Source organism: Marinimicrobium alkaliphilum (genome assembly GCF_003259155.1).
In the GTDB taxonomy this organism is placed as follows: domain Bacteria; phylum Pseudomonadota; class Gammaproteobacteria; order Pseudomonadales; family Cellvibrionaceae; genus Marinimicrobium_A; species Marinimicrobium_A alkaliphilum.
Genome location: NZ_QGMQ01000004.1, coordinates 268,506 through 292,338 on the forward strand (window position 1 = coordinate 268,506; position 23,833 = coordinate 292,338).

21 protein-coding genes are annotated in these 23,833 nt (G+C 57.9%); 8 read left to right on the forward strand and 13 right to left on the reverse strand.

Annotation, left to right across the window (positions count from 1 at the left end):
- Positions 1–7: 7 nt before the first annotated feature.
- The 7 genes from DKW72_RS08510 to DKW72_RS08540 are packed head-to-tail and all read right to left on the reverse strand — an operon-like array spanning position 8 to position 6,924.
- Complete coding sequence (locus DKW72_RS08510) at positions 8–1,036, reverse strand: FAD:protein FMN transferase (protein ID WP_232522357.1); 1,029 nt, start codon at positions 1,034–1,036, stop codon at positions 8–10.
- A gap of 49 nt (positions 1,037–1,085) precedes the next feature.
- Complete coding sequence (nqrF, locus tag DKW72_RS08515) at positions 1,086–2,309, reverse strand: NADH:ubiquinone reductase (Na(+)-transporting) subunit F (protein ID WP_111641924.1); 1,224 nt, start codon at positions 2,307–2,309, stop codon at positions 1,086–1,088.
- A gap of 18 nt (positions 2,310–2,327) precedes the next feature.
- The gene (gene nqrE / locus DKW72_RS08520; RefSeq protein WP_111641925.1) at positions 2,328–2,936 is read right to left on the reverse strand and encodes an NADH:ubiquinone reductase (Na(+)-transporting) subunit E; all 609 of its coding nucleotides are present in this window, start codon (positions 2,934–2,936) and stop codon (positions 2,328–2,330) included.
- Positions 2,937–2,938: 2 nt separating this feature from the next.
- Positions 2,939–3,598 carry an NADH:ubiquinone reductase (Na(+)-transporting) subunit D gene (locus DKW72_RS08525; protein WP_111641926.1) on the reverse strand — a complete coding sequence of 220 codons (660 nt, stop codon included), beginning with the start codon at positions 3,596–3,598 and terminating at the stop codon, positions 2,939–2,941.
- Positions 3,599–3,601: 3 nt separating this feature from the next.
- Positions 3,602–4,378 carry a Na(+)-translocating NADH-quinone reductase subunit C gene (locus tag DKW72_RS08530; protein WP_111641927.1) on the reverse strand — a complete coding sequence of 259 codons (777 nt, stop codon included), beginning with the start codon at positions 4,376–4,378 and terminating at the stop codon, positions 3,602–3,604.
- On the reverse strand, positions 4,371–5,576 hold the full coding sequence (locus DKW72_RS08535) for an NADH:ubiquinone reductase (Na(+)-transporting) subunit B (RefSeq protein WP_111641928.1): 1,206 nt from the start codon (positions 5,574–5,576) through the stop codon (positions 4,371–4,373). The genes DKW72_RS08530 and DKW72_RS08535 overlap by 8 nt, the downstream gene beginning before the upstream one ends.
- Positions 5,577–5,580: 4 nt before the next feature.
- On the reverse strand, positions 5,581–6,924 hold the full coding sequence (locus DKW72_RS08540; protein WP_111641929.1) for a Na(+)-translocating NADH-quinone reductase subunit A: 1,344 nt from the start codon (positions 6,922–6,924) through the stop codon (positions 5,581–5,583).
- Positions 6,925–7,562: 638 nt separating this feature from the next.
- On the opposite strand from DKW72_RS08540, the gene mfd reads away from it, so the two are divergent.
- The gene (mfd, locus tag DKW72_RS08545) at positions 7,563–11,027 is read left to right on the forward strand and encodes a transcription-repair coupling factor (protein WP_111641930.1); all 3,465 of its coding nucleotides are present in this window, start codon (positions 7,563–7,565) and stop codon (positions 11,025–11,027) included.
- A complete protein-coding gene (locus DKW72_RS08550; RefSeq protein ID WP_111641931.1) occupies positions 11,027–11,887 on the forward strand; it encodes a CsiV family protein in 861 nt (286 codons plus the stop codon). Before mfd ends, DKW72_RS08550 begins: the two co-directional genes overlap by 1 nt.
- 65 nt (positions 11,888–11,952) lie before the next feature.
- Here DKW72_RS08550 and DKW72_RS08555 read toward each other — a convergent pair whose 3' ends face one another.
- Positions 11,953–12,168 carry a cold-shock protein gene (locus DKW72_RS08555; RefSeq protein WP_111641932.1) on the reverse strand — a complete coding sequence of 72 codons (216 nt, stop codon included), beginning with the start codon at positions 12,166–12,168 and terminating at the stop codon, positions 11,953–11,955.
- A 467-nt stretch (positions 12,169–12,635) separates the two neighbouring features.
- Between DKW72_RS08555 and DKW72_RS08560 the strand changes: the two genes are divergently transcribed.
- The 3 genes from DKW72_RS08560 (at position 12,636) to DKW72_RS08570 (ending at position 14,045) form a co-directional block, all read left to right on the forward strand.
- Positions 12,636–12,950 carry a DUF6763 family protein gene (locus DKW72_RS08560; RefSeq protein WP_111641933.1) on the forward strand — a complete coding sequence of 105 codons (315 nt, stop codon included), beginning with the start codon at positions 12,636–12,638 and terminating at the stop codon, positions 12,948–12,950.
- A gap of 83 nt (positions 12,951–13,033) precedes the next feature.
- Positions 13,034–13,639, forward strand: a complete 606-nt coding sequence (lexA, locus tag DKW72_RS08565) for a transcriptional repressor LexA (RefSeq protein ID WP_111641934.1) — start codon at positions 13,034–13,036, stop codon at positions 13,637–13,639.
- Positions 13,632–14,045, forward strand: a complete 414-nt coding sequence (locus DKW72_RS08570; protein ID WP_111641935.1) for a cell division inhibitor SulA — start codon at positions 13,632–13,634, stop codon at positions 14,043–14,045. The genes lexA and DKW72_RS08570 overlap by 8 nt, the downstream gene beginning before the upstream one ends.
- Before the next feature lie 14 nt (positions 14,046–14,059).
- Here DKW72_RS08570 and DKW72_RS08575 read toward each other — a convergent pair whose 3' ends face one another.
- The 3 genes from DKW72_RS08575 to topA form a co-directional block, all read right to left on the reverse strand.
- Positions 14,060–14,323, reverse strand: coding sequence for a hypothetical protein (locus DKW72_RS08575; protein ID WP_111641936.1), 264 nt, complete (start codon positions 14,321–14,323; stop codon positions 14,060–14,062).
- An 88-nt stretch (positions 14,324–14,411) separates the two neighbouring features.
- Positions 14,412–14,945 (reverse strand): DUF6586 family protein, encoded by a 534-nt coding sequence (locus DKW72_RS08580; protein WP_111641937.1) that lies wholly within the window; start codon positions 14,943–14,945, stop codon positions 14,412–14,414.
- Positions 14,946–14,947: 2 nt separating this feature from the next.
- On the reverse strand, positions 14,948–17,584 hold the full coding sequence (topA, locus tag DKW72_RS08585) for a type I DNA topoisomerase (protein WP_111641938.1): 2,637 nt from the start codon (positions 17,582–17,584) through the stop codon (positions 14,948–14,950).
- Positions 17,585–17,963: 379 nt separating this feature from the next.
- Between topA and DKW72_RS08590 the strand changes: the two genes are divergently transcribed.
- A complete protein-coding gene (locus DKW72_RS08590; protein WP_111641939.1) occupies positions 17,964–18,728 on the forward strand; it encodes a hypothetical protein in 765 nt (254 codons plus the stop codon).
- On the opposite strand, the gene DKW72_RS16380 is transcribed toward DKW72_RS08590, so the two are convergent.
- Positions 18,676–19,149 carry a hypothetical protein gene (locus DKW72_RS16380; protein ID WP_157960441.1) on the reverse strand — a complete coding sequence of 158 codons (474 nt, stop codon included), beginning with the start codon at positions 19,147–19,149 and terminating at the stop codon, positions 18,676–18,678. The genes DKW72_RS08590 and DKW72_RS16380 overlap by 53 nt on opposite strands.
- A gap of 116 nt (positions 19,150–19,265) precedes the next feature.
- Between DKW72_RS16380 and DKW72_RS08600 the strand changes: the two genes are divergently transcribed.
- The gene (locus tag DKW72_RS08600; protein ID WP_111641941.1) at positions 19,266–19,715 is read left to right on the forward strand and encodes a universal stress protein; all 450 of its coding nucleotides are present in this window, start codon (positions 19,266–19,268) and stop codon (positions 19,713–19,715) included.
- 16 nt (positions 19,716–19,731) lie between these two features.
- Here DKW72_RS08600 and DKW72_RS08605 read toward each other — a convergent pair whose 3' ends face one another.
- A complete protein-coding gene (locus DKW72_RS08605; RefSeq protein WP_111641942.1) occupies positions 19,732–21,630 on the reverse strand; it encodes an ATP-binding cassette domain-containing protein in 1,899 nt (632 codons plus the stop codon).
- Between the two features lie 189 nt (positions 21,631–21,819).
- Here DKW72_RS08605 and DKW72_RS08610 point away from each other — a divergent pair, with 189 nt between their 5' ends.
- The gene (locus DKW72_RS08610; RefSeq protein WP_111641943.1) at positions 21,820–23,802 is read left to right on the forward strand and encodes a transglycosylase SLT domain-containing protein; all 1,983 of its coding nucleotides are present in this window, start codon (positions 21,820–21,822) and stop codon (positions 23,800–23,802) included.
- Positions 23,803–23,833 lie beyond the last annotated feature (31 nt).

The following is a 23,833-nucleotide window of genomic DNA, read 5'->3' on the forward strand; positions in this document are numbered from 1 at the left end:
TCGTACCTCACTCTTCCAGGTAGGCGGAAAACGCGCTACTAAAACGATCCGTATAGTCATCACCATCTCTGATGATCATATAAATCGCCAATTGTTCCAATTCGGCCAGTGCCATGCCCGCATCCGGGCCCGCGACCATAATCGCCGTTGACCAGGCGTCGGCCTCAGCCGCCGTGGGTGCAATCACACTGACCGAGGCCAGTCTGTGGTCGATGGGGTACCCTGTTAACGGATCGATGGTGTGGGAGTACCGCCGCCCATCGCGCTCAAAGTAATTGCGATAATCTCCCGATGTGGCCAAGCCCACGTCGCTCAAATTCACGATCGCGCGCACCTGCTGCTGCAACTGTGAGGGCTGCTCAATGGCAATGCGCCAGGCATCGCCGCGAGCACTGACCCCCGATGCCGCGATATCACCACCAATCTCCACCAGATAGTTGTCGAACCCCTGAGATGCGAGGAACTCGCCCATCCAGTCAGCGCCGTAGCCCTTGGCAACACCGCTAAGGTCCATGGTAACGGCCCGGTTCTTGCGCAGACGGTGATGTTCGCCATCGAGCTCAAGATAGCGGAAGCCCAGTTGATCCAGGCGCTCTTCTATCGCCTCGGCTGGCGGCGGTTCGGCCACCGATGGATCCGGACCAAAACCCCACAGGTTGACCAGGGGCATGACCGTAATGTCGAAGCGGCCTTCGCTGCGCTCGCTGACCTTTTCACTCACCGCCAGCACTCTGGCCATAGGCTCGGAGAGATCCAGCCACTCGCCTACAGGTGCCGCATTGAGCATCATCAGCTCGGAGTCGTCGATATAGGTCGACATATGCTCATTGATCAACACAAACTTGGCGTCGATGGCTTCGAGCAGTTCATGCTCGTCAAGCGTGAGCTCTTCGCCCTCTTCAGCAACTACGGTAATCGAATAGTAGGTACCCATGGTGCTACCACTGAAGCGGCGCATATCGCGCAGCTCATCGCCTCCGCGATCGCAGCCCGCCAACACCAGCGCCAGCCCCAAAAACAAAAACGAGACCAGCAATGCCGGTCTCGCTTTCGCGACGCGTGAACAAACAGATCGGTTGATCAATTTAGCCACCGAAGTCGTCCAACATGATGTTTTCGTCTTCGACGCCGAGGTCTTTAAGCATCTTGATGACCGCTGCGTTCATCATGGGCGGTCCGCACATGTAGAACTCACAGTCTTCCGGCGCGGGATGATCCTTCAGGTAGTTGTCATAGAGAACATTGTGGATAAAGCCTGTTGGGCCCTCCCAGTTGTCCTCAGGCTGCGGATCGGACATGGCCACATGCCACTCGAAGTTATCATTCTCCTCCGCCAGCTGGTCGTACTCGTCCTGGTAAAAGAGCTCGCGCAGCGAGCGGGCACCATACCAGAAAGAAATTTTGCGTTTGGACTTGAGGCGACGCAGCTGGTCAAAGATGTGCGAGCGCATGGGTGCCATACCAGCACCACCGCCCACGAACACCATTTCCGCATCCGTATCCTTGGCGAAGAACTCACCAAAGGGACCAAACACCTCAATAGTGTCACCCGGCTTCATGTTGAAAACATAGGATGACATGATGCCCGGCGGAATATCTTTCGAACCAGGAGGCGGGGTTGCAATACGGATGTTGAACTTGACCACACCTTTCTCTTCCGGGTAGTTGGCCATTGAGTAGGCGCGAATGGTGGGCTCGGTCACCTTGGACTCCAGCTCGAACAGACCAAATTTTTCCCAGTCGCCCCGAAACTCTTCATCGATATCAAAGTCCTTGAATTTCACGTGATGAGGCGGGCATTCCAGCTGGACATAGCCACCGGCACGGAAATCGACGTTCTCACCTTCCGGCAGTTTCAACGTCAACTCTTTGATGAAGGTGGCCACGTTCGGGTTGGATACCGTCTCGCAGGTCCACTGCTTGACCCCGAACACGTCTTCCGGAACCTCAATCACCATGTCTTCTTTGACCGGTGCTTGGCACGATAGACGCCAGCCCTGACGGATCTCACGGTTGGTGAAGTGGCTCTCCTCAGTCGGCAAAATTGCACCGCCGCCCGACGTCACCACGCACTTGCACTGGGCACAGGTCCCACCGCCGCCGCAGGCTGAAGGCAAAAACAGGCCTGCCGACGACAGGCTTTGCAGCAGCTTGCCACCGGCGGGCACGGTGAGGGTTTTCTCACCGTTAATATCGATAGTGACGTCACCGGAGCTCACCAGCTTCGAGCGGGCGCTGAGGATAATCGCAACCAGCGCCAGTACGATGACGGTGAACATGACAACGCCAAGAATAATTTCTATGTTCATGTAGCTCACTCCCGCTGATTACAGATCAATGCCGCCGAACGACATAAAGCCCAGGGACATCAGGCCCACGATAATGAAGGTGATACCCAAGCCGCGCAGACCTTCGGGCACATCACTGTACTTCATTTTTTCGCGAATACCGGCCAGAGCGGTGATCGCCAGCGCCCAACCGACGCCAGAACCGGCACCAAACACCACACTCTCGGCGAAGTTGTAATCGCGCTCGACCATAAAGAGCGAGCTGCCGAGGATGGCACAGTTCACGGTGATCAACGGCAAGAACACACCCAGTGCGTTGTAGAGCACAGGCACATACTTATCCAGAACCATTTCCAGAATCTGAACCAGTGCGGCAATAACACCGATGTAGGTGATCAACCCAAGGAAGCTCAAGTCGACGTCAGGCAGCCCCGCCCAGGACAGGGCACCATCAGCAAGGACGTAGGTCACCAGCAAATTGTTTACCGGCACCGTGATCACTTGCACCACAACAACCGCCACACCCAGACCGAAGGCGGCGCTGATCTTCTTGGACACGGCCAGAAAGGTACACATCCCCAGGAAGAATGCCAGCGCCATGTTCTCGACGAACACGGTGCGGATAAATAAGCTCAAATAATACTCCACGATTAAGCCTCCTGAGCCGCTTTGGTGTTGGGCTGCATTTCGAAATCAGCCTCTTCCACTTGAGATTTATCCCACACGCGAATCCCCCAGATCATCAGGCCGATGATGAAGAAAGCGCTCGGCGGGAGCAGCAGCAAACCGTTAGGCACATACCAGCCACCTTCGCTGGCAACCGGCAGTATGTTGTAGCCCAACAGGGAGCCGGAGCCGAGCAGTTCACGCACAACCGCAACACCGATCAGGATGATGCTGTAACCAAGGCCATTACCGATACCGTCAAGCAAGCTCGGCAGCGGCGGGTTTTTCATGGCGAAGGCTTCACAGCGACCCATGACAATACAGTTGGTAATAATCAGGCCAACAAATACTGACAGCTGACGGCTGATGTCGTAGGCGACCGCTTTCAATACCTGGTCAACCAGAATAACCAGGGAGGCGATAATGGTCATTTGCACGATAATGCGGATGTTGCCCGGAATGTGGTTGCGCACAATCGACACAAAGAAGCAGGACAAGGCTGCCACCACCGTCAAGGCAATACACATCACCAAGGTCACACTCAGCTGACTGGTGACCGCCAGGGCCGAACAAATACCCAGAATCTGCAGCGTAATAGGGTTATTGCGCAGCAGTGGAGTAATCAGAAGCTCTTTGGTTTTCATGGATTAAGCCTCCCCGTCTTGCAAGTTCATGAGGAAAGGCCTGAAGCCTTTGTCGCCCATCCAGAACTGCATCATATTGTGAACACCACGAGCAGTCAGCGTTGCACCGGACAAGCCGTCAACCTGGTACTGCGCCTGCGGCGAGCCTGAATCGACACTGCCTTTCAATACGGTGAAAGCCACACTGCCGTCCTCGTCGTAAATCTTTTTACCTTCCCAGTTTGCCTGCCAGCGGGGATTATCGATCTCGCCGCCAAGACCGGGGGTTTCGCCGTGCTCGTAGAAACCGATACCCATAATGGTGTTGGCATCAGCTTCCAGCGCGATAAAGCCCCACATGGTTGACCAGAGGCCATAACCACGTACCGGGAGAATAATTTTTTCCAGGTTGCCGTCACTATCCTCGACCAGATAAACCAGGGAGTAATCTTCACGGCGATTGATGCCAGCGATATCCTCACGGTTGTTCAAGTTGGTAGACAAGCTCGGGTCCCGGGATGCCGCGCGGTTCTGGAAGCCATCGGGCACTTCGTCATCAGCATAACTACCCGTTTCCAGCCTTATCACCCGGGTCACAATACGCTCGGCAAAAACCGTCTCGATATCGCGACCGTCGAGCATATTCGCTGCGGCAAGAATGTTGCGCTTAAAGTCCAACTCCTGGTTTGCAATCTGCATGGGGCGCAGCAGCACAGCGGCTGAAGACACCACCACTGAACAGGCAAAACACAGCAGCAGGGTGACGATGATCGTCTTCTTGATAGTATCGTTGTTAGCCACGTGCCAGCCTCCGCTTGATATTCGCTTGTACTACAGAATGGTCGATGAGCGGTGCGAACAGGTTGGCAAACAGAATTGCCAGCATCATCCCTTCAGGGAAGGCCGGGTTGATCACCCGAATGATGATGACCATAAAACCAATCAGGGCACCAAACCACAGCTTGCCGGTGTCGGTCATCGCCGCCGAAACGGGGTCAGTGGCCATAAAGATCATGCCGAAAGCAAAACCGCCAATCACCAGATGCCAATACCAAGGCATGGCGAACATTTGATTGGTCTCGGAGCCGATCACATTGAACAGGGTCGCAGTCGCCACCATGCCCAGGAATACACCCAGGACGATCCGCCAGGAGGCAATACCCATGATCAAAAGCACCGCACCACCAATGAGGATTGCGAGAGTGGATGTCTCGCCGATTGACCCGTGAATGGTGCCAAAGAAAGCATCGAACCAGCTGATCTGATTCTGCAGAGCGCTCATGCCTTCCTGGTAACCAATAGACAGTGCGGTCGCACCGGAATAGCCATCAACGGCTGTCCAGACGCCATCGCCGGACAGTGACGCCGGGTAAGCAAAGAACAGGAACGCACGCCCGGTCAGTGCCGGGTTGAGGAAGTTTTTGCCAGTGCCACCAAACACCTCTTTACCGATCACGACACCGAAGCTGATACCCAAGGCCGCCTGCCACAAGGGCAGATCGGGCGGACAGATCAGGGCAAAAAGCACGGAAGTCACAAAAAAGCCTTCGTTGACTTCGTGGCCACGGATGGTCGCGAACAGGACTTCCCAGAAGCCACCCACCACAAATACGACGAAGTAGATCGGCAGGAAGTAGGCTGCACCGTGGATGAAGTTGTCCCACAGGCTACTGGCGTCGTAACCGCCACCGAGCAGACTGATCAACGTACCGCGCAAACCTTCTACCTGCGCCATACCCATGTCGGCCATGATGGTATTGGCCTGCAGGCCAACGTTGTACATCCCGAAGAACATGGCAGGGAAGGTGCACAACCAGACGGTGATCATGATGCGCTTGAGGTCGATACCGTCACGTACGTGAGCCGTGGTTTTGGTCACGCTCGGTGGACGGTAAAAAATAGTGTCTACCGCTTCGTACAACGGATACCACTTTTGGAGCTTGCCGCCTTTGTGGAAGCTCGGCTCGATGTTGTCGAGGAAGTTGCGTAGAGCCCTCATTACCTTAACCCTCCTTCTCAATACGGGTCAGATTGTCTCGCAGAATCGGGCCGTACTCATATTTGCCCGGGCAAACAAAAGTACACAGTGCCAGATCCTCTTCATCCAGCTCCAAACAACCGAGTTTCTGCGCCGTTTCTGTGTCCTCAACAATGAGGGACCGCAACAGCTGCGTGGGCAAAATGTCGAGCGGCATAACTTTCTCGTAGGCGCCGATGGGCACCATGGCACGCTCACTGCCGTTGGTCGTGGTGGTGAAATTGAACTTTTTCCCTTTGAACAGCTTGGAGATGTAAATACCCATCACCGAGAAACTGTTCACGCCGGCGCGCAGGTAGTGGACCATCGGGCGATCGTTACCTTCTTTAAGCACCGACACCTGATTGTGGTAGCGTCCCAGGTACGCCAGTGGGCCGCGCGCACTGCGACCACCAAAGACGGAGCCTGAGATGATACGATTTTCATCGGCGCTGAGTTCACCCGCGGTCAGCTCTTCCAGGCTCGCGCCGACGCGCGTACGCACCAGGCGAGGCTTCTGCACCTGCGGGCCAGCCAGGGCGACCACGCGATCGGTGTGAATCTGCCCTGTGGTAAACAGCTTGCCGTAGGCGATGACGTCCTGATACCCGATAGTCCAGACAGTTTTCTTGGCGCTAACAGGGTCAAGATAGTGAATGTGCGTACCGACATTACCCGCCGGGTGCACACCACCGAATTCTTCCACTTGCACGCGCTCGACGTTGCCCAGCGGAATATCCGCACCGGGCGCCTTGCCGATAAAGACCTTACCTTCGGTCAGACGTGTCAGTACGGCCAGACCCTGCTCAAAAGCGGCACGCTGCTCGCTGATGATCACGGCCGGATCGGCGGCCAGGGGGTTGGTATCAGTGACCGTAATGAATATGGAGTTCGGACGAGCGTCAAGCGCAGGCACCTTGCTGTAAGGCCGGGTGCGCAAGGCGGTCCAGAGGCCCGACTCGTTGAGCAGATCACGGGTCTGCTCGAACGACAGCGAGTTGATATCAGCACCGGTGTAGGCGCCAAACGTCTCGGCCTCATCCCCTTCGATGTCGATGACCACCGATTGCAACACGCGGCGCTCGCCCCGGTTGATCGCGGCAACAGTACCGGCTGCGGGAGCCGTGTAGCGGATGCCTTCGGTCTTTTTATCGGTAAATAGCAACTGACCGAGCTTCACCTTATCTCCGACCTGCACTTCCATGGTGGGCTTCATACCGTGGTAATCAAAGCCAATCACAGCGACGGAACGGATCTGGGGACCATCTGTAATGGTCTGCTCGGGTGCACCGGATATAGGTAAATCCAATCCCCGACGGATCTTCATCATACGTCTTTGCCTAATCACTCGTTGGATTAAAGGTAGCACTGCTGAACCTGCGCAGCGCCTCGTTGTCACCAGAGGTGGCGGACACAAGGCCACCTGTCACCACGCCCGTCGTTCGGGCCGGCTCCCACTTAGTGTTCTTGGAAGAATTGGCGGAAGAGCATCTCACAGCCCTCTGGTTGCAGGCCGCCGGACCCGTTCTGACCGGACGACAGCCCACCTGGCGGGCAAAGAAACCACTTCAGCAGGCGCCTTGGCGCTCAATTCCTCAGAAGTCCCGTAAATGCCCAACAGGAAAAACGCCGCAATTATACGGATCGAAGCCGCCGTTGGCCAGTGCAAACGGGGCTTTTTCGCCGATTCTCGCAGTTGAGGGAAGTCGGGGGTGGAGAGGCCTTTCCGGGAGCCCCCCCACCCCAACGAAGGTTTTTCCTGTGAAGGTGGCACAGAGCGTCACCGGGTATCCCTTTGCGGGAGCGTCTGCCGCCCGGACGGCGGCAGCCGAGCTCCCAAGGATGGGTTTGCGGCGCCTCCCGCAAAGGGATACCCGGTGACGCGCGCCCCAACCGAGAGCAGAAAACCCGAGCCAAAAGTCAGGTACAATAGCGGCCTTTTTTACCGTTTAGCCGAAATAGGTACCCATGAATTCCTACGCGCCCTTTACGCCCCCCGGCGCCCCGGCCGCCGGCATGCGCCAGCGCTGGGGCCAGCTGCACGGAGCCGCCCAGGCCCTGGCCATCGCCGCCGCCGCACGCACCAACTCCGGCCTGACCCTGGCCCTGACCAGCGACACCAGTGGCGCGCAACGATTGGAGAGCGAGCTCGGGTTCTTCGCGCCAGATCTGCCGGTCCTGCATCTGGCCGACTGGGAAACACTCCCCTATGACAGCATTTCGCCCCACCAGGACATCATTTCGGAGCGCCTGAAAACCCTCTACCAGCTCCCGTCACTCACCCGCGGCCTGCTCGTAGCGCCGGTATCCACGCTGCTCCAGCGCCTGATGCCCTACGACTACCTGACCGGCAACAGCCTGATGCTGGCCACGGGGGAACGGCTGGACCTGGCGCGTATGCGCAGCAACCTCGAGAAAGCCGGTTATCACTGTGTCGATACGGTATACGAACACGGCGAGTTCGCGGTTCGGGGCGCCTTGATCGATATTTTCCCTATGGGCAGCGACCTGCCCTACCGCATCGACCTGTTCGACGACGAAATCGATACCCTGCGCACCTTCGATCCGGAAACCCAGCGCACCATTGAGCAGGTGGACCAGATTCAGCTGTTGCCAGCCCACGAGTTTCCTTTGGACAAGGCCGGCATCAGCCGCTTTCGCGAACAATGGCACCAACAGTTCGACGTGGACCACCGGGCCTGTCCGGTGTATCAGGACGTCTGTGCCGGGATCTCGCCACCGGGCGTGGAGTACTACCTGCCGCTGTTTTTCGCGCAGTGCTCAACCTTGTTCGACTATCTGCCCAGCGATACCCAGATCTACACGCTGGGCGACGTGCCTGCGGCGGCCGAGCACTTTTGGCACGAGCTGAACAGCCGCTATGAAAGTCGCCGGGTCGACCCAACCCGCCCCATTCTGCGGCCCGATCAAATCTACCTGCCGGTGGAAACCCTCAATCAGCAGCTCAAACGCTACGGTCGCACCCAGATCACCCACGCGCCGGTCGAACACCGCCCCGAAGGCGGCGATTTTGACTTTGCCACGCTGACACCCCCGAGTCTGCCAGTGCGCGCCCAGGCCGAGCACCCGCTCACCGCACTGGAAAGCTTTCTGATGAGCCACGACGGCCGGGTCCTGTTCTGCGCCGACTCCGCCGGGCGCCGCGAGACGTTGCTGGAGCTGCTCGGGCGCATTCGGATCAACCCGCAAGAAGTAGCCGATTGGCCCGCGTTTGAGCGCGGCCAGACGCCCATCGCCATTACCATCGCCCCGCTCGAGCAAGGACTGCTTGCTCGCGACCCGGCACTGGCGGTCATCTCTGAATCCCAGCTCTTCGGCGAACGGGTTCAGCAGCAGCGCCGGCGCCGGACTGCCCAGGACACCAGCGAGCAAGTGGTCAAAAATTTGACCGAGCTGAAGCTGGGTGCACCGGTGGTGCATATCGACCACGGCGTGGGCCGCTACCGGGGCCTGGAAACCCTGAGTGTGGGCGATCAAACCGAAGAGTTCCTGACGCTGGAATACGCCGACGAGGCCAAGCTCTATGTCCCGGTCACCAACCTGCACCTGATCAGCCGCTACAGCGGCGCCGATGAAGAATTCGCACCCATGCACCGGTTGGGCAGCGAGCAGTGGCAGAAGGCCAAACGCAAAGCCGCAGAACAGGTGCGCGACACCGCCGCCGAACTGCTGGATATCTACGCCCGACGCGCGGCGCGTAAAGGCTTCGCCTTTGAAGACCCTAAACTCGCCTATGAGAGTTTCTCCGCCAGCTTTCCCTTTGAGGAAACGCCAGACCAACAACAGGCGATTGAAGCCGTGGTCAAAGACATGCTCTCTGCCCAGCCCATGGACCGCCTGGTGTGTGGCGACGTCGGTTTCGGCAAAACCGAGGTCGCCATGCGCGCCGCCTTTATCGCCGCCCACAGCGGCAAACAGGTCGCCGTGCTGGCACCCACCACCCTGCTCGCCCAACAACACCATGAATCCTTTAAAGACCGTTTTGCGGATTGGCCCATTACCATCGACGTGCTCTCGCGCTTCCGGACCGGCAAGGAAGTCACCAAAGTTCAGGAACGCCTCGCGGACGGCAAAGTCGATATCATCATCGGCACCCACAAGTTGCTCCAGAGCGATATCGATTACAAGAATCTGGGATTGGTCATTATCGATGAGGAGCACCGCTTTGGCGTACGCCAGAAAGAGCGCCTGAAAGCCCTGCGCGCCGAGGTGGATATTCTGACATTGACGGCGACACCGATTCCCCGGACGCTGAACATGTCCATGTCCGGCATTCGCGACCTGTCGATTATCGCAACCCCGCCGGCGCGCCGGTTGTCGGTAAAAACCTTTGTGCGCCAACACGACGCCGCCACTCTGAAAGAGGCCATTCTGCGGGAAATTCTGCGAGGCGGCCAAGTGTACTATTTGCACAACGAGGTCAAATCGATCGAACGCATCGCACGCGAATTGCAGGCGTTGGTCCCCGAAGCGCGGGTCGGCATCGGGCACGGGCAGATGCGTGAGCGCGAACTGGAACAGGTGATGAGCGATTTCTATCACAAGCGCTTTAACCTGCTGGTGTGTACCACCATCATCGAAACGGGTATCGATATTCCGAGCGCCAACACCATTATCATCCATCGGGCCGATAAATTCGGGTTGGCCCAACTCCACCAGCTGCGCGGGCGCGTGGGCCGCTCTCACCACCAGGCCTACGCCTACCTGCTCACGCCGGAGCCGCGCGCCATGACCGGCGACGCCGTCAAGCGCCTGGAAGCCATTGCCAGTGCCGAGGATTTGGGTGCCGGTTTTACACTGGCCACTTACGATATGGAAATTCGCGGCACCGGCGAACTCCTCGGCGACGAGCAGAGCGGACAGATCCAGACGGTGGGATTTTCCCTCTATATGGATATGCTCGACCGAGCCATCAAGGCCATCCGGGCCGGCAAGGAACCCAACATTGAGCAACCGCTGGACAGCGGCATAGAGGTCAACCTGCGCATCCCGGCACTGATTCCCGATGATTACCTGCCCGATGTCCACAGCCGCCTGGTGATGTACAAACGCCTGGCCAACGCTGCTAATGATGAAGCGCTCAAAGAGCTGCAAGTCGAAATGATTGACCGCTTTGGACTGCTGCCGGAACCGGTAAAAAACCTCTTTCGTGTGACTCAACTCAAACTTTTGGCGCAAAATCTCGGTATCGCCAAGCTTGAGGCGGGCCCGGGCGGCGGGCGGATTGAATTTTCTGCCGAAACACAGGTCGATCCTTTCACAATTGTGCAATTGGTGCAGGCTGAGCCCCAAGGCTATCGCCTGGAAGGCGCCAACCAGTTAAGATTCACTCAGGCGATGGACGCCAACGACCAGCGTATTGACGCTGTGACTCGCCTGTTGGCGCGACTGACTCCCAAGGAAAATCATTGATGCAAGCTTTACTTCGCAAGCCCCGTCTCCCGTTGATTGGTCTTCTGGCCGGACTGACGCTACTGGCTGTGACAGCCCCGTCCGTTCAGGCGGAGGAAGAGCGCTGGTTTCAGGTTGAGGTGATCGCTTTCTCGCGCCCGGCTGCCACCGGCAGCGAGGAACACTGGCCCAAGGATATCCGCCTGCAGTATCCGGCGCGCTGGCAGCAACTGCTCGATCCGCAACAAACTATTCGGGAAACGCCGGTCCGCGACGGCCCTATGGCCGACCCGCTGGTGCCCACGATGATGCGTGAGCCCGACCTGCGACGCGACCCTTTCTATACCCTGCCCTCCGGTGAGCGCGAACTGGGCCGCTTCGCCAACGCTTTTCAGCGCAGTCCGGATTACCAGCTGTTGTTTCACGAAGCCTGGCGCCAGCCGGTAGAAGACGAGAGTCGCGCGCGCGCCATTCTGATCAGTGCCGGGGAGCAATTTGGAGAGCATCACGAACTCGAGGGCAGCATCCGTCTGCATGTCAGCCGTTTTTTGCATTTGCAGACCCGGCTTTGGTTGACACAGTTTGAAGTCAACTATGGTCAGGATCCGGCCGGCTGGCCGGCATTACCCCTGAGCCCCGCACTCGCACCCAGCGACTCGATCGACGCAGCGCAGGCACCGCTTGAAAGCGACCCCTGGGAGGTGGATTTCAGCAGCGCTTACCTGGGTGACTTCAGTCACAGCCTGGGCGATGCCTACCTGCCCCGGCGCATCGCCACACTCAACCAGAGTCGCCGCATGCGCAGCGGCGAGTTGCACTATATTGATCATCCTTTTATGGGCCTGGTAGTAAAAATCACACCTTACAGCTTGCCCGACTGATCCCCCCCACTCGTCCGATCAAAATCTGTGAAGCAAAAAAAACCGGCCGAAGCCGGTTTTTTTTATTAGCCGAGAGGTACCACATCATCGGCCTGCAGGCCTTTGTCTCCTTTCTGCAAAGCATACTCTACACTCTGCCCTTCCGACAGCGAGCGATAACCTTCGCCGCGAATATTTCGGTAGTGCACAAATACATCCTCACTGCCTTGTTCGCGCGTAATAAAGCCGTAGCCCCGAGCATTGTTAAACCACTTAACGGTGCCCGATTCTCGATCTGACATAATGTAACCCCATTATTGTTCTTCCCAAAAAAGATCCCTCGCTCGACTCGGGCACGCGCTGCCCTCCAGACTAGACGCCTACCCAAGGGTTCCGAGAAACTCTTTTTAAGCCATTAAATTGTCATTGTCCACCCTGAAACCGTAACTGGGTCAAAAAACTGACAAAAAAAAGTGTCAGAATTTTGGTTCATTTATAAAACAATCGTAATTGACAAAAACACCCCAAAAAATCGCAAAAATTCCCTACTGTTAGACGATTATTTTATGAGCACTGATGGCAATAGATGCAAACACGATCAAAACCGAAAGGCGTCTCTGCGCTCGCCGAAAAGCATCGGCAAAACAACAGGTTACTGACAGTGTTTAAAAAGGCGTCCCGCGATGACCTGGCGCCGCCCGAATCACGCTAACCGCAGCGAACATGGTAAGGTAAATCCACCGTGAACTGCGTTTTCGAGGAGGGCACTATGGGCTTCAGATACCCGGAAATCGGCGCTTGGTACCGCGACAACGAACAGCAACAACTGTTTGAGGTCGTGGCCATCGACGATGACTTGGGCGCTATTGAGGTGCAATACCTCGACGGTGCCATCGATGAGTTCGATGTGGAAAGCTGGCCTCAGCTGACGCTCAGCCCAGCGGCACCGCCGGAAGACTCCGACGCGGGCTACGAGCTCAGCCAGGAAGACCGCTGGAGTGACGACGCTCCCTACCTGCCCGTTAGCGACAATCCATTGACGACCATCGAACCGGATCTGTTCGGCGGCTTTGACGATTTCTAAGCACGCTGCCGGGGGCTTGCAAACGCCGACATACTGTATATAATCACAATAGCTGTATAAAAACACAGACCAGGAGTCGGCCCATGCAGAACCTTACACCGCGCCAGGAACAGGTGCTTCAGCTGATCAAGAGCTACGCCGAAGAGACCGGCTATCCGCCCACGCGCGCGGAGATCGCGCGCATGCTCGGCTACAAATCCGCCAATGCGGCTGAAGAACACATCAAGGCCCTGGCCCGCAAAGGCGCCATCGAAGTCATTCCCGGTGCCTCGCGGGGCATTCGTATCCCGGAGACCGAGAACAATGGTTTGCCTGTTGTGGGCCGCGTCGCCGCCGGTCACCCGATACTCGCCCAGGAACACATCGACGACTACTGCGATATCCCTCACAGCTTTTTTTCACCCTCGGCCGACTATCTGTTGCGGGTACAGGGGATGAGTATGCGCGACGTGGGAATTCTGGATGGCGATCTGCTGGCCGTGCACAGCACCAATCAGGCTCGCAATGGCCAGATCGTGGTGGCCCGCATTGGCGATGAAGTGACAGTAAAACGCTTTAAGCGTCACGGTAATCGCTCACAAGTCGAACTCTGGCCGGAGAACCCCGACTTTGATGTTATCGAAGTGGATCTGCGCGATCAGGAATTTACTATTGAAGGTTTAAGCGTGGGGGTCATCCGCCGTGAATAACACTATCCGACTTCAGGCGCCGCCAGCAACGCGGCCGTCAGGCTTGACCCAGCTGGTGCTGGGCAGCGACCAGCAAACCAATTTGGCACTGCTCCTGCCCATGATTGCACACCTGAGCTGGCAAGATGATTCGCGCTGGCTTACCTGGATCGCTCCCAAGGGCATTGACCGTGGATTACTCGAACGCTTTGGCGTGAACAGTCGATGCGTGCGTCTGATTCACCCGCGTCGCAGCGATGCCTGCCGCTGGATTGCCTGGGAAGCCCTTGCCAGTGGCACCAGCCACACAGTGGTAGTGGCGCCGGAACAGTTGAGCGAACGGGATTTACAAGCCCTGGAAGGGGCTGCGCAGACGGGCGAAGCACAGGCCATTGTGCTCCAGACCCGGCCGGATCATTGGCGCTAAAATCTACGCAGAGGTCAGTGTACGGTGGGTTTGTCTTCGTGCAGGTCGGCCAGGCTGGTATCCCAAGGGTCGTCTACAGCGCCATCGGCCAGCTCACCAGCTGCTTCCATTCCCGCCTCAATCATCGCCTTGGCGACATCGAACTTGCCTTCGCGCATAAATGACAGGGAATCGGCTGAAAACCGGATACTCACCAGAGGCTCGCCCTCATCGTTCGCCCGCTGCAGCACGATATCGCCGTTGGGCAGCTCGATAATCTCGTACAGGGTTGATGACATGGTGACTCCATAATAAACCGGCAATAAGGCCGTCAAAGTCCCATTCTACCATTTTTGTATTCGAGATTAAATGCGAGCCAGGGCCGAACTAGTATTCGGCGCTGGTCTCTCGGTGACGCTCGACCATCGCCTGAAAGGCTTCCAACCACCGCTTGAGCTGCTCTGCATTCACAGCCGGGGCTGGTTCTTCGATATGCGCGACCTGAATCAGCCCCGGCGCAATATCTTCTCCCTGCACAGGCTCGGTCGCTGACACCTCGGCCGGTAACCGCCAGCAGTCGTCATAAGCGATACGCATCCGGCTTACCCAACTGTTAGGCTCGGAGCGCATCAGGGAGAGTTCGCTCGCCTCATTGGGCATCTTGCCAATCGCGCTGAGGGCGGCCTGCAGGTCGTTCTCTGTCGCAATCGGCTCGGGGTCGCGCACACCGTAGTTCTCAGCCAGCTCGCGCAGATAGTGCCGATAGCCACACATGGCGTGGAACAGAACGGCACCCTCCAACGCCTGACAACGCAAGCGCTCGCTGGCGTTAACAGGCTCGGATTGAGCCTCAAGCATTTTGAGCACAGCTCGGGCGAAGGCCAACTTCTGGTTGACCGCCTGTAGATACTTGACCGCCATGATTAATCCTTCTTGGTGGTGCCCTGCTCCACCCACTTGCCGTTGCGGTAAAACGCTTTCCAGCCCGTCGCCTTGCCCTCGACTTCGGACTGCACGTACTGCTCCTTGTTCTTGCGGCTGAAACGAATTACTGTCGGCCGTCCTTCGTCGTCCTTGGTCGGAGCCTTAAACAGGTAGGTGTACTTGGGATCAATCGCGTCTTTGTGTGGCAGCAGCTCAGCGACCAACGGTGCGCGCGTTTCACGTTTTTTCGGGAACTGGCTCGCCGCCAGGAACAGCCCAGAGGCTCCATCGCGCAACACATAGTGGTCATCGACCTTGTCACAGGTCAATTCCGGCATGGCTACCGGGTCCATTTTGGGTGGCGCTGGCTCACCGCTTTTCAGCAACTTGCGGGTATTCTTACACTCGCTGTTGGTGCAATCAAAATACTTGCCGAAACGGCCAGTTTTCAGCTGCATTTCACTACCGCACTTGTCGCACTCGAGGGTCGGCCCTTCATAACCTTTGATTTTGAACTGACCGCGCTCAACTTCGTAACCAGGACAGTCTGGGTTATTGCCACAGATATGCACTTTCCGCGACTCATCCAACAGATAACTGTCCATTGCGGCATTGCACAGTTTACAGCGGCGCTTGGTCCGCAACTGCTTGGATTCGGCTTCGTCATCGGCGTCGGCATCGACCGCTTCGTCGCCCGACACCAGATTCATGGTGTTTTTACAGCGTTCCTTGGGCGGTAGCGCATAGCCGGAACACCCCAAAAATACCCCAGTGCTGCCCGTGCGGATCTGCATATGACGCCCGCACTTGTCACACTCAATATCGGTATCAACCGGAGTATTGGCGCGCATGCCGCTGTCTTGCCCCTGGGCCTGTTCGAGCTTACGACGAAACCCGGCGTAAAACTCATCGAGCAGTGTGCGCCAGTTTTTATCGCCTTCAGCCACATCATCAAGGGACTCTTCCATGGTGGCGGTAAAGCTGTAGTCCATTAAGTCATCAAAACTCTCAACCAGACGCCCGGTAACAATATCGCCCATCTTTTCGGCGTAGAAGCGCCGATTCTCCAGGCGCACGTAGCCACGATCCTGAATGGTCGAAATAATCGAGGCGTAGGTGGACGGACGCCCAATACCGCGATTTTCCAATTCTTTTACCAGACTCGCTTCGCTGAAGCGTGCCGGCGGTTTGGTGAAGTGCTGTGCCGGATCAATGGCCAATAGATCCAGCGTCTGGCCTACTTTGATATCAGGCAGCACCACGTCATCGTCTTTTTTACTTTGCGGCGGCAAGACCTTCATAAAGCCGTCGAAGCGGATGACGCGCCCGCGTGCGCGCAACTCGAAATCGCCCGCCTCAACCACAACCGAGGTGCTGGTAAATTCTGCCGGGCTCATCTGGCACGCCACAAACTGCTGCCATATCAGCGTATACAGCCGCTCGGCATCGCGCTCCATACCTTTGAGCTGGGTTGGCAGAACGTCAACGCTGGAAGGCCGAATCGCTTCGTGCGCTTCCTGTGCGCCCGCTTTGCTGGAATAGCTGTTCGGGTTTTTGGGCAGGTATTTATCGCCAAAGGTGCTCTGAATATAGTCCCGACAACCGGCCACGGCATCCTGGCTCAGGTTGGTGGAGTCGGTACGCATATAGGTGATGTAACCCGCCTCGTACAAGCGCTGGGCCATCATCATGGTTTTCTTCACTCCGAATCCCAGCCGGGTACTCGCCGCCTGCTGCAGTGTCGAGGTAATAAAAGGTGCTGGCGCTTTGGAGCTGGTGGGCTTGTCTTCGCGATTGCTGATCCGGTAGCTGGCCTGCTCAAGCGCACGCACAGCCGCCATGGCCTGACTCTCGTTGACCGGCTTGAAGGCCTCACCACTCTGCTTTTTGACCTCAAAACGAATCTTGTCTTTGGTCTCCGCTTGCAGGTCGGCACCGACTGTCCAGTACTCTTCGGGGATAAAGGCGCGAATCTCGCGCTCTCGCTCGACCACCAGCCGTACCGCGACCGACTGCACCCGTCCGGCCGACAGACCACGCGCGACTTTCTCCCACAGCAGGGGAGAGACCATATAGCCAACAACCCGGTCCAGAAAACGGCGAGCCTGCTGAGCATTGACGCGATCCTGATCAATACGGCCCGGGCTTTTGAAGGCGTTTTGAATGGCCGTTTTGGTGATCTCGTTAAACACCACCCGACGGTAGCGCTCGTCGTCTCCACCAATGGCTTCGCGCAGGTGCCAGGCAATGGCCTCCCCCTCGCGGTCCAAATCCGTCGCCAGGAAAATCTGGTCGGCCTTTTCCGCGAGTTTGCGCAACTCGTCGACAACCTTTTCCTTGCCCGGCAATATTTCGTAATGGGCATCCCAACCATTATCCGGATCGATACCCATCCGGTTGATCAGCTGGTTGCGGCTTTTCTCGGCCTTGTACTTGGCTTTCTCGTCCGGTGACATCTTCCGGGTTTTAGCGGCCTGGCGCGCACGCTCTTTCGGGTCGGTGGTTTTGGCACCACCGCTGGTGGGCAAATCGCGAATATGGCCAATACTGGACTTGACGATAAAGTCATTGCCCAGGTATTTGTTGATGGTCTTGGCCTTTGCTGGCGACTCCACAATAACTAAGGATTTTCCCATAGTGTAATCTGCTGATCCCGGTGATTTCGCGCTGACCTGCTCGTCGGTCAGCTCTCGTAAAAGGTGCCTGTCTGCGGCATTAAAGCGTACCTGCGACCTTCTCTGCGGGTACACGTTTATTCATGTATAAGGCCTGAATCCCTTTCGGTCAAGGGCTCCGTATGCGGCGTTCGCGAGCCGCAAGGTTGCAGTCTGGGCGTTGGCCCTGTCAAGCGGGACGTGCTACCGGCGCGTCATCATAGAACATAAGCGCCTGTTTTTGCAGTAAAAAAGGCAATTCCGGTAAAGTTTGGACAGCGCAGGCCGATTTATTGTATAAATCGGGTGATACCCCGGCCTAGCGGCGCCCTGGCGCCTAACCTGACAATAAGCAGCGCCTATGCTTCTACTCGCCATTCTTTTCGTCACCATCATTGGTGCCCTGGCGCTGGTTAACTACGTGGATCAGCGCCACGCCCGGGTCCGCGCTATACGTGCACGGCTGACCCGTTTGCGCTATGAGGTCGAGGATCTCGAAGAAACCCTTGAGTGCCTGGAAAACATCCTGCCTGAGCGTCAGGTCGCCTGGCACGTCAACCAGGAAATTCTGCGTCTGCTGAATACGATGCTGAACCAGGAACCCGGCAACACCTCACCGATCCAAACCAGTATCGAGAAGGCGGAGGAGCGCGCGCAGCGTTTGGCGGACGGACGCCGCAAGCCCCGCGTGGGTTACGCTCGCAACAGTGACGCCAAGATCGCCCAAGCCCAACACTACCTGAACAAGGCGGCCACGGTAATACGCCGGCGCCAATCCCGCGACGAACTGGATCTCGAGCAACAGGAAACCTTCTTGCGTGAATTGACTTGGGCAAGCCTGATGGTGAGTGTTGCCTCTTTTGTCAATCAGGGCAACAAGGCGGTTCGCCGCAATGACTCCATGTCTGCACACGCTTTCTTTAAAAAGGCCCAGGGAATGCTGATAGGCTCACCCCACCCCAACCCGGAACGAATGCGGCTGATTCGCGAGCTGGGAGAATTGATGTCAGGTCGCCGAACCACGATCAGTGAGGATTTGTTGCCCCAGGACGACCCGCAACCGTCGAGCTCGGCTACCGGTGTCGAGGCTGAGCCCGAGGACCCGGCTCTGGCCGAGTCCCCGTAACAGTAGTCGCCAGCGCCTGAACCAGGGCTTGAACCTGCTCCAGCACCGGCTCGCCCCCGCGCTCATCCCAATACACACACCAACCCCGAGTGCCGGCACTGACGGCGCGGACACCGGCGGGTAAGTGCGGTAGGCAGCGGGCCAGCACCTCGGCCTCGGCCGTGGTCGCCCGCCCCTCTTTATGCCAACACCAGCACCCGAGAAAATGGCTCTCATGTTCGTAGGCGGCGCGGGTAAGCTGCCAGTAAGTCGCCGGTTGTATGCGGCCGGCGCGCTGACAATAGGCCGCGATTGGCCTGGGTGCCTCGGTGTCAGTGGGCAGGCGAGGCAAGGTCACCAGGGACACATTCAACCCCCGCTCGGCGGCCTGCAGACGCATCAACTCCTGGCGCCGCTGGCCTTTATTCGGTTTGACTGACAAAATCGGTCCTACCAACGCTGCCAAAACCAGTCCAAACAGGACTATAATCCAAACATCCATCGACTGACTCCAATGGTTACGACCGTTGCATTTGCACACTTTACAGGGAGCACACTATGACCTATAAACACCTGATTGTAGGCCTTGATCTGTCCGAGGAATCGCCCCAGGTACTAGAGCGCGCAACCGCACTGGCTACCGCCTGCAATGCCAAACTGAGCCTGGCCCACGTGATCGAGCCACTGACGTTTGCCTACGGCGGCGACATGCCCGTGGACCTCTCTGAAGTTCAAGAGCAGCTGCAACTGAAAGCCGAACAGGAATTGCAGCGCCTGAGCCACAAAATTGACTACCGCATCGAGGCTGAACACGTGCTCGTAGGGCAGCCAGCCACGGAACTGCACCATCTGGCAGGCCAGATCGGTGCCGACTTGATTGTCGTTGGCAGTCACGGACGCAAGGGGTTTGCCCTGTTGCTCGGCTCAACGTCCAACTCCGTTCTGCACGGTGCGGGCTGTGATGTTCTGGCCGTGCGAGTGAACGAACCGGACACCCGCGAAACCTGAGTCTACGACTTCATTTTCAACCGTCCTGCTGCATATCTTCCAATTCCGCCCAGCGCTCAAAGCATTGCTCGAGCGCTGCTTCAACTTCTGCCAGGGTACTCATGTGGCGCTCCACATCGGCTGCGGCACGCTGATAAAAGTCCGGGGCGCCTGCTTCGCTCTGGAGCGCTTCCAGACGCTGCTCAAGCGCTTCGATTTGCGCCGGTAACTGATCGAATTCGCGCTGCAGCTTGTAACTGAGTTTCTTGCCTTTCGGTTTTACCGGGGCCGCTTTCGCCTGATTCTGAGCGCCTGCTGGCGCCGTCGGTTCCGGCTCGCTATCATCGGTCCAGCGCCCGCCTTGGCGAATCCAGTCCTCGTAACCCCCAACGTATTCACGCACTTGCCCCCGGCCCTCGAAGGCGATCGTGCTGGTAACGATGTTGTCGAGAAAGGCACGATCGTGACTCACCAACAGCACAGTACCGTCGTATTCGGTCAGAATATCTTCAAGCAGCTCCAACGTTTCCACATCCAGGTCGTTGGTGGGCTCATCCATCACCAGCAAGTTAGCGGGCTTGCTGAAGAGTTTTGCCAACAGCACCCGGTTGCGCTCCCCCCCGGACAGTACACGCAACGGCGTGCGTGCACGCTCACCGGTAAACAGGAAGTCGCTCAGGTAAGAGATGACATGTCGGGACTTGCCATTGAGCTCAATAAACTCTCGCCCTTCGGCAATATTGTCGACCGCGTTTTTATCGAGATCGAGTTGGTCGCGCAGTTGATCAAAATAGGCCACCGACAGGTTGGTCCCCCGACGCACGTGCCCGGTTTGAGGCTCCAGTTCGCCCAAAATCAGTTTTAGCAGTGTACTCTTGCCCGCCCCGTTGGCACCCACCAGGCCGATACGGTCACCGCGCACAACCACACCACTAAAACCGCTCACAACCGGCTTTGTGCCCCAGCGATAGCTCACGTCTTCAAGCTCTGCAACCAGCTTACCCGACAGCTCGCCACTGGCCACGGCAAAGTTTGCATTGCCCTGCTGCTCTCGACGTTCGGCGCGGGTATTGCGCATGGCTTTGAGCGCGCGCACCCGGCCTTCATTGCGGGTGCGCCTGGCCTTAATGCCCTGGCGAATCCAGACCTCTTCTTGCGCCAGTTTCTTATCAAAGAGCGCATTGTGGCGAGCCTCTTCCTCCAGAGCCCGCTCGCGGTAGTCCAGGTAGCTGCGGTAGTCTCCGCGCCAGGTGCGCAGATGGCCTCGGTCAAGCTCGGCAATGTGGGTCGCCAGAGATTGCAGTAATGCCCGGTCGTGGGTAATGAAAATCAACGCCCCATTAAAGTTCAGCAGCTGCTTTTCCAGCCATTCGATCGCGGCAATGTCCAGATGGTTGGTCGGCTCATCCAGCAGCAACACGTCGGGCTCCACCACCAGCGCCCGAGCCAGTGCCACGCGCCGGCGCCAACCGCCGGAAAGAGAGCCCATAAGCGCATCGGCCGGCAACTGCAGGCGCGACAGGACGCTCTCTACCCGCTGTTGCAACTGCCACCCATCCACAGCCTCAATGCGTTGTTGCAAGCGCGCCATCTCCGTCATATCGCTGTCCTCGGCATTGGCAATCAGATGGTGGTAGGCGGCAATCAGCTCGCCTACACCCTCCAGACCGCCGGCAACGACATCGTAGACACTGCGCTCGTCCGCATCAGGCAAATCCTGCTCCAGGCGCGCGATGCGGACCCCGGGATCGACCGTTCGGCTGCCCTGGTCCAGTTCAACGTCGCCGGCCAGTACCTTGAGCAAGGTGGACTTACCTGCACCGTTGCGCCCGATCAGGCATAAACGTTGGCCTTTTTCGACGTTGAGCTCGACCCCGTCCAGGAGTACTTGCAAGCCGTAGCTCAGATGTGCTTTTTCCAGTTTAATCAGTGACATAGGGTACTTTAGTAACAAATTGGTTAATGTGTGTAAAAAGCTGGCGTGGCTTTCGGTGGCCTGATATGCTCTATACAGATGTCGGTTGTGCGTGCGCGCCGGCATCATACCCTGTTTGCAAGGTGTCTCCCAGTCACCCGCGAGAGCTGTCGCTGTCCTAAAAGGCTTTAAATAAAAGCGAGGAGTGTTATGCGCGCCCTGTCCGCGTTGCTGTTTTCAACCCTGCTGGCCACCGCCCTGGCGGCAGTGCCTCACAAGAGTTACGCACAACCCCCTGCGACCCAGCCTACTGACGCAGAGGCCGAGCTTCGCGCGCAACAACGGAACCACTACAACGAAGCCCGAATCGCCCTCGAGCGTCGGCAGCTGCAACGCTACCGGGAGCACCTCGACCAACTGGGCGATTACCCCTTGCGCCCCTACCTCGAATACACCGAGCTGACGCGCCGCTTGGGGCGACTGCCCAAAAACGATATCAGTGCTTTTCTCGAAGCCTACCCCAACAGTCTGCTCGCCGAACGCCTGCATCAACAGTGGTTGCGCACGCTGGGAGAAAAACAGCAATGGGCGGATTATCTGTATTTCTGGAATGACAGCATCAGCAATACCGATCTGAACTGCTACCACCTGGAAGCCCGCCACCGCGAAGGCGACGGCCAGGCCCTGGCGCAAGCCGCACCTCTCTGGCTCGTGGGCCACTCCCAACCCGATGCCTGTGATGGCCTGTTCAGCCTGTGGCTTGAGAGCGATCAGTTCACTCCTGAGTTGGCCTGGGAGCGCCACCGCCTGGCGCTGGAAGCACGCAACGGCAGCCTCGCCGGTTATATCAACCGCCTGATGCCTGAGTCCTGGCAGGCGCAAGCGGCACTGCTGCGCGACGTCGATCGCCAGCCTGAGCTGCTGCGCCAACAAGTGCGTTTTGCCGCACAAACGCCGCAGATGCAGGACATCATCCTGCACGGTCTGCACCGCTTGGCCGTGCGCGACGCCAAGACAGCCCTGACCCTCTGGCGCCGCTATGATGCGCAGCAATTGTTCGATGATCAGCGCCGACTTGCCCTCCAGCAGGAAATCGCCGCCCGATTGCTGCGCCAGGGCGAACAGGACGCGGTCGAGTCTCTGCTCGCCGAAGTGCCACAACTGAACAGCGAGACACTGATCGAGCGCCTGCTTCGCGATCAGCTCCGTCAACAGGACTGGAGCGCGGTCACGCGCCTGATTGCCCAGTTGCCGGAAGAGGCGCAAGCGTCACACCGCTGGCGCTACTGGCAGGCGCGCGCCCATGAGAACCTCGATCACAGCCTGACCGAGGGCGCCGCCTCAGCGCGCTCGATTTACGCCGAGCTGGCCAATACCCGCAGCTTTTACGGCTTTATGGCCGCCGATATCCTGGGGATCGAGTATCGTTTGATCGACCGTCCGGTACAGGCCCACCCGGGGGTGGTACGCAGCCTCGAGCTACACCCGGCGATCCGGCGCGCGCGCGAACTGTACATCGTCGGCGAGATCACCGATGCCAATCGCGAGTGGTTTCACGCCCTGGGACAAATGAATACCCAAGCCATTCTGGCCGCCGGCCGCCTGGCGGAACAGTGGGGCTGGCACCGCAAGAGTATTCACGCCATGATCCAGGCCCGCAGCTGGGACGATTTACAACTGCGCTTCCCGCTCGCCTATCAGGAACAGGTCACTCAGGCCGCCGCCGATACGGCAATCAACCCGTACTTCCTGTACGCCATTGCCCGGCAGGAGAGCGCCTTTATGCCTGATGCCCGGTCCCCGGCTGGCGCTCTGGGCCTCATGCAGCTGATGCCCTCAACCGCGCGCTATACCGCACGCCGGGCGGGCATTCCCTATCACAATCAGCACGACCTGCTCAGTCCGGATCGCAATATCCAGCTCGGCAGCCGCTACCTGAACCAGTTGCTGGAAGAGTTCGATGGCAACCGTATCCTGGCCGCCGCGGCCTATAACGCCGGCCCCACCCGTGTGCGCCGCTGGCTGCGTGAGAGCAGCCAACCCCTGCCCTACGACGTATGGATAGAAACCATTCCCTTTCAGGAAACCCGCGGTTATGTTCAAAACGTGCTAACATTTTCAGTAATTTATGGCTATCGCATGGGCGAAAGCCTGCCACTGGTGACACTCAAGGAAGCCAGCAACCCGCTTTAAGGTCAACGCCGCGTAAGGGCGAGCAGGAATT